Source organism: Treponema sp. UBA785 (assembly GCF_002297065.1).
Taxonomy (GTDB): domain Bacteria; phylum Spirochaetota; class Spirochaetia; order Treponematales; family Treponemataceae; genus Treponema_D.
The window spans coordinates 38,997-45,184 of record NZ_DBJD01000012.1 but is presented as its reverse complement, the minus strand read 5'-3'; the positions used below and the strand labels follow the sequence as shown (position 1 = coordinate 45,184).

At 38.7% G+C, this 6,188-nt stretch carries 6 protein-coding genes; 1 reads left to right on the top strand and 5 read right to left on the bottom strand.

Annotated elements, in window-relative coordinates; translation table 11 throughout:
- Positions 1 to 92 precede the first annotated feature (92 nt).
- From B2X33_RS01035 to B2X33_RS01015, 5 genes are all read right to left on the bottom strand, one after another.
- Positions 93 to 818 (bottom strand): hypothetical protein, encoded by a 726-nt coding sequence (locus B2X33_RS01035; protein WP_296016438.1) that lies wholly within the window; start codon positions 816 to 818, stop codon positions 93 to 95.
- Positions 819 to 1,054: 236 nt separating this feature from the next.
- Positions 1,055 to 1,795 carry a hypothetical protein gene (locus B2X33_RS01030; RefSeq protein ID WP_296666887.1) on the bottom strand — a complete coding sequence of 247 codons (741 nt, stop codon included), beginning with the start codon at positions 1,793 to 1,795 and terminating at the stop codon, positions 1,055 to 1,057.
- Positions 1,796 to 1,961: 166 nt separating this feature from the next.
- On the bottom strand, positions 1,962 to 3,323 hold the full coding sequence (locus B2X33_RS01025; RefSeq protein WP_296666885.1) for a hypothetical protein: 1,362 nt from the start codon (positions 3,321 to 3,323) through the stop codon (positions 1,962 to 1,964).
- 35 nt (positions 3,324 to 3,358) lie between these two features.
- On the bottom strand, positions 3,359 to 4,447 hold the full coding sequence (locus B2X33_RS01020; protein ID WP_296666883.1) for a hypothetical protein: 1,089 nt from the start codon (positions 4,445 to 4,447) through the stop codon (positions 3,359 to 3,361).
- Positions 4,448 to 4,467: 20 nt separating this feature from the next.
- Positions 4,468 to 5,751: a hypothetical protein gene (locus B2X33_RS01015; protein WP_296666881.1), complete on the bottom strand. Its 1,284-nt coding sequence runs from the start codon at positions 5,749 to 5,751 to the stop codon at positions 4,468 to 4,470.
- A gap of 199 nt (positions 5,752 to 5,950) precedes the next feature.
- Between B2X33_RS01015 and B2X33_RS01010 the strand changes: the two genes are divergently transcribed.
- A partial coding sequence (locus B2X33_RS01010) for a hypothetical protein (protein WP_296666878.1) occupies positions 5,951 to 6,188 on the top strand: 238 nt, incomplete at its 3' end.

Sequence of the window (6,188 nt, the reverse complement as noted above, 5' to 3'; positions counted from 1 at the left end):
CCGAAGGCGTCCCCAAGGCACATGAATGACAGGATGTGCAAGTAAGGGAATGGCAGAAAAATTATATTTTTAGGACAGCCCTCTTCAAAAAGTTACATATATTTTACGATAAACTGGTTTATTACAAGATCAATAATTTCTGGAAAAAGTTCGACAAGCGCGTCTTTGTCATAATTTGTTTTTGAAATTTCGATAAGCTGGCTAGAATCAGCGGTAAAAGTATCCATAATTTTTTGATGTCCTTTACAATCGTAAACATCGACATCCATTGTTACAGACGCTGTAATTTGGCCTTTTAGTTTAGAGCCTTCGGCAACCTTTTTATTAAAAGTAAATGTTACAAAAATTGTGCTTTTTGCGTTCAGTTCCCGCAACAAAAGCTTTGTTTTTTGAGAGCCCAATTCATCAATTTTTTTGTAATTATCGGCATAAACTTTTGTATCCGAAAATGTAAAAATTGACGGTGCAATTGCTTTATACTGCTTTGAATTGATTATTTTATCCTTAGGAACAACTGTAATTCCCATGTTTGTTTCTAAAAGATATGCAAATTGTTCATCTGCATAATTTATTCGGTCTTGAGCAGTCTGAATTTCTGGATTGTTTTTGCCAAAGATTTTATTTATTGAATTTGTAATCATTCCGTCCAAATCTTTATAATCGTCATCGCGTTCTTCTAGCCACGGAACATTTAAAGTTCCACGAACAGAAAGTATGGCAACTGGTTCATTTGCGCTGATTGCAAAATTATTTGAAATACAACTGGAAAGAAAAATAGTTGTAAATATCGCCAAAAAAACAATGTTTAATTTTTTCATCTTTAACTCCTGGTTTTTTAATTTTTTTATGGAGCGCAATGCACAGTCATATCCGTCCACTACGCAGTTCCGGCTTTCGCCTTCATTGGAGACAATGCAAACTCTTTTTTATATTTCAAACTACTCAAAAAAAATCATAAAATATTGCAAAAACATTAAATCTTAGCTCCAACGCTTTCAGCGCTGCTTCGGCACGGGCTAAGTTTTTTAGTCAAAACTGCTAATTTAAAACTCTTTTATTCCAAAAAATAATCCATAATAAATTTTGAAATCAAATTTTCTATCAACGCTGGAAATAAATCGACCAAAGCCTGCTGGTCATAGTTTTTTCCAGAAATTTCAATTTCTTCTGGCGAAAGAGAAGCATAACTTATCGGCCTTGATACCTTTCCGTCTGCTCCGATTATAAAAACTTTCATTTCTGCCAAGGCAGAAACTTTGCCATTCCATTTGTTCCCTTGAACAAGTTTTTTTTCAAAATTAAAATCAAAACGGAACATTCCTTTTAGGCCAAGTTCTTGCATTATGATACGAGCTTTTTTTCGGCCTATGCTTTGAATTTTTTGGTATCCGCTCAAAAATGCCCTGGAATCTATATAAGTAAAAATATTTGCAGTCTGTTCCGAATAAGCTTCTGAAGAAAGAAAATCTTCCCTGTTAATTATTTGAATATTTGCAATTTCTTGCATTTTTTCTCTAAAAATCTCATCTGCCTTTAATAGACGTTCTTCAGCAGTAAAATTTTCTGGATTTTTTTTATCAATCAGTTTATTTATTTGCTCAGAAAGCAAGCCGCCTTTTTTTATATTTTCATCTTTATTAAAGCCATCATCATGCCACTTTACAGAAAAATTAGACGACATGCTAAAAATTGCCATTGGAGATGTGTTTTTTGTTACTTTTTTTGTTGAACTGCAGCCTGTTATAAAACCTAACAACAAAATCAAAAGACAAAAAAAACGATTTTTTTTTAACATTTTTTTACCTGTTTTTTTACAAAAAAAAGGCTAACCAAAAAGTAAAACCGGCGGTAATCAAACCTGCAAAAGACTAAAAATATTCATTTTGCAGGTTTAATATTTACACGGATTAAACTTATTAGTCAGCCGTTTTATTCAATTTAATCAACAAAAATTGACTAAATTAGAAGCGGATACGCATAACAACTGGAACGAGAATTGATGTTGCAATTTCGTAGTTGTTATTGTCGCTGCTGTATTTAGAAACACGATCATTTCCATTCATTACCTGTGCTCCAAGACCGCTTACGCCGTAGCGAACGCCCATAGATACAGATGTTTTTCCGCCAGCAAAGAACTGAAGTCCTGGGCAAACAAATGCGTCGATTCCTTCCCATGCCGCATCGTCGTTGAGCATGTTGTTGAAGTAAACCATGTCTCCAGCTTCTGCTGTAAAGAATATCTTGTTGGAAATCTTGTAGCGCAATGCAATCATATTCCACATTACAGTGTTGTATTTCTGGCTATTTCCTGCTGCACCACGAATTTCCTTTACACCAATACATCCGATACCGTTGTCTCCGTCTTCTGCCCATGCGCCTACAACTTTGTTTACGTAATTTTTTGAAACACTATTGTTGTTTGTGATGTGGCTTAAGTTGTTGAAGAATGTTACAGAGTAGCCTTTTCCAGCATAGCGCATGCGGAGGTCAGCATTAGCTTCTGTTACGTTTGCTCCTTCAAATCCGAGTGTGCCGCCAAATACAGTTTTTAAAGCGCCTGTTCCCTGTGGCATAAAGTAAAGACCGAATGCACGTTTGTCGATGCTTGGAAGCTTTGCAATAAACTGAGTTCTCAAAGCCTTTGTTGTAACATCTGCCTTAAATCCAAAGCCGCTGTAAACAGTTTTTTCATCATCCCAGGTTTTTCCGCCAATGCCGATTGCAGAAGCATAGAGCTCTACAAAAGTCTTTTTAGGACCTACAGCGCCGCCCCATTTTACGTAAGCAGTTGTAGACTTGTCGCCGCCTGCAATGTTCGCAATGTCGTCGATTCCTAAAGAATTTGAGCTGGCAAACATGTTTCCGAGCTTGTATGCGGCAAATGTTTCGCCTCCAAGGTTGCATGCGTCTGCATCGCCTTTAAGCTGCCAGTCGCCTACATACTGTCCGTCTTTCCATGCGCCGGCATTCAATGTAAATTTTCCGATATTTACATATCCGCTGTACTGGTTAATCTGAAGCTGTTTGCCTTCTTTTGTTGAAGCAGGGAATGGGTCAATACGGATTGTTGCGCCACACATATCACCTGCTACTGTAGCAGAGATAGTGTCAGACGCGCCGCCGTAAGATTTCTGCGCAAAAAGATAAGACTTGTGCTTATTTGCTTTATAATCGATTTTTTCATTTTTTGTACCAGAATAATCGCCGCTCAAAATGCGAGAAAATCCTGTCATCTGCGTTCTGTAGTTGAGCGCAAATTCCGCGTCTGCAAAAGCTCCGAATGCGAGCGAAGCAAGAGCAATAACACTAATTATTTTTTTCATTTCTTTATTCCTCCATATTTCCTTTACGCTACACATTAGAGAGCAACGTGGAGAACGACTGGAATAGATATGCTTGATGTAGAAGGTTTTTTCCAACCTGTTGTTTCAAGAATAAGACCTGTTGTAATATCAGCACCGTCGCATGGGCTGTATGTAATTCCTGGAATTATACTTAAAGCACCGGCTTTTTCGTCTGACAAATCTGCATAATACCATTCGCCTGTTACAGTCAATTTTGTTTTGTCTGACAATTTGTAAGCAACGCTCAACATATCCCAAAGTGCATAATCTTCATTTGCAGATGAAATATTGTTCATTGTTGTAAACGCAATTTTGTCATTCAATTCATAACGAGCACGTACATCGAGCGCATACTCAAAACCGCTTTCTGTTTTTGCATTGCCAGCTGTAAATCCAGCAACCAAGTCAAGACCCTCTTTAAGGCCTGTTGATTCGCCAAATACAGCAAATGCGATCTCCTGGTCTTTAAGGTTTTTGAAGTAAACTTTTACGTTTGTGTCTTCGTTTATATTAAATCCACCTTCAAGAGCGAATCCAGACATAAGGCTTGATGTTGATGAGCCATAATACTCGCTTGAAACAATCGCAGCTTTTGCATAGCCGTTATCAAGACTATATGTAATCTGAGTAGAAAGATTGCCTTCTGTAAGGTTTGTTACATCTTTTGCAATGCTTCCGTTGATTACACCTGGTTTACATTTTTCATATTCTGGATTTTCCCAAGAACCGGCATCTTTTTTCATACGGTTTACAGAACGGCTTGTCCAAACGCCTGACTGGAGCTTAGCTTTTCCGCCCATAAAATTTACCCAGCCATAATATTGGTCGAACATACCGTTGCTTGCGTTGTCTACATAATCACGGCCTACATCTTTAATGTATGGATCCAGATCGAATACAACGCCTGCAAATTCGTTAGAGATTTCTGTAACAACACAGCCTGTTACTTTTTTATCGTCGTCATAACCGTTTACATCGAGTTTTACGCTGTTTCCGCCACGGTCGCTGCTCAAGTATCCAGCCTGTGTAAATTCAACACTTACGTCTGCAAAAGCCATAGAGAAGGCAAGTACCGCTGCTGCAGTTGAAATAATCTTTTTCATAATCTACTTTCCTCCTAATCCTACAAAGCTACGTCAAATACGAATGGAATTGAGAATTTAGCTTCTGTTTCGTGTGCATCTGTCCAATCGCTTGAAGCAAATACACCAGTTCTTTCGTATTTAACACCGGCAGAGAAAGATGCATTCGGGTTAAATTTGTAAACAACACCCGCTAAAACAGAAAGATCGGCGCCGCCGAGCTTATCACGTCCAACTGCATCGTCGTCTTCGATTTTCATAAACTGGCTCATGTAGCTTTCTCCTGTTACCTGAACAGTCAAAGCTTCAGAAACTTTGTATGCTACTGAAACCATGTTCCACATAGACATTGTAGAATTGTCTTTTCCGTTCTTTACCTTCTGGTCAACAACATTAGAAACATTGTTCATAGTTGTAAGAGCGAGAGCATCTGAAAGAGGAATGCGTGCACGGAGGTCGATGCCATAAGCGTAAGCATTTGTGTCAACAGCATCGCCATTGTCTTTAAGGTCGCCGGCATAAGTTACACCAACCATAAGATTAACAGGGTTGAGCATAAGCGGACGAACAAAAGCAGCAACAACAAGCTCGTTACGAACCATTGATTTTGCAAGAACGTTTATGTCGATTAAACCTTCCTGGCGGAAAGCAACTTCTCCAGCAAAGCCAGATTCAAAAATAAAGTCACGATTTCCATCGCTATAATTTTTGTCAGAATCAAACTGGCCTGCGCTGCCCCAGTTATTTGTTACGATTAAACCTTTAGCCATAAAATATGTTGAATCGTTCGGGCGGCTTGTATATGCAAGAGCTGTAGCAATCTGGTTTTTTCCTTTTACTGCAGTAAGATTGTCTACGTCATAAGCATTAACATCCTTAGCGCCTTCTCCATCATCTCCAGTTACAATACCTGGCTTAAATTGCTCAAAATCATCATTTGCCCAGCTACCAGCATCTTCTCTAACGCGGTTAACGTAGCGTCCTGACCATTTGCCTGTTGTAAGCTGAATTGGACCAAAGTTCATCCAGCCATATACCTGATCGAATTTAATTGTCTTATCGCGAGCATCAACATCAATGTCGAGTAAAACTCCACCAGCGTCTCCAGATGCAGACATAACTAAATCTGATGCAGAATCGCCATCATAGCCATCCTGATCAAGAAATGCTTTGCTATTAACTGTACTCTTTGTAGATCCGGCAGGTGTTGTAGATGTTTCTGTGTAAATACTTCCTTTTGTTACATATTCAACAGAAAAATCAGCCGCAGAAACTGCACCAAGAGTCAATGCTGCAATAGCCAACATTGAAACGATTTTTTTCATTTAAAAAATCCTCCTATTTTTCTATGGAATTTAAACCAACGGTTTTTTTTAATAGGGTTTTGGTGTTTTTTTTGCGTTTTTTGGGGGCTTGACTTTTTTGCGGCTATATTTTTATAGGTTCAATTTCGAGTTTTGCAAGTTAATGTCATTATCGGACACGATAATCCCATGTGAAGAGATTCCCGCATCAAGTGCGGGAATGACAGAAAACGAAAAGCTGGGAATGACAGAAAAAGGAATGCTGGGAATGACAGAAAAAGGAATGCTGGGGATGGCAGAAAAAGGAATGCTGGGGATGACAGAAAGCGAAAAGCTGGGAATGGCAGAAAAAGGAATGCTGGGGATGACAGAAAACGAAAACCTGGGAATGACAGAAAAAGGAATGCCGGGAATGACAGAAAACGAAAAGCTGGGGATGACAGAAAAAGGAATGCTGG

What these genes read in the sequence shown, in the direction of transcription:
- B2X33_RS01025 (WP_296666885.1), bottom strand. Translation starts at nt 3,323, where the DNA reads ATGAAAAAAATAATTAGTGTTATTGCTCTTGCTTCGCTCGCATTCGGA.
- B2X33_RS01015 (WP_296666881.1), bottom strand. Translation starts at nt 5,751, where the DNA reads ATGAAAAAAATCGTTTCAATGTTGGCTATTGCAGCATTGACTCTTGGT.
- B2X33_RS01020 (WP_296666883.1), bottom strand. Translation starts at nt 4,447, where the DNA reads ATGAAAAAGATTATTTCAACTGCAGCAGCGGTACTTGCCTTCTCTATG.
- B2X33_RS01035 (WP_296016438.1), bottom strand. Translation starts at nt 818, where the DNA reads ATGAAAAAATTAAACATTGTTTTTTTGGCGATATTTACAACTATTTTT.
- B2X33_RS01030 (WP_296666887.1), bottom strand. Translation starts at nt 1,795, where the DNA reads ATGTTAAAAAAAAATCGTTTTTTTTGTCTTTTGATTTTGTTGTTAGGT.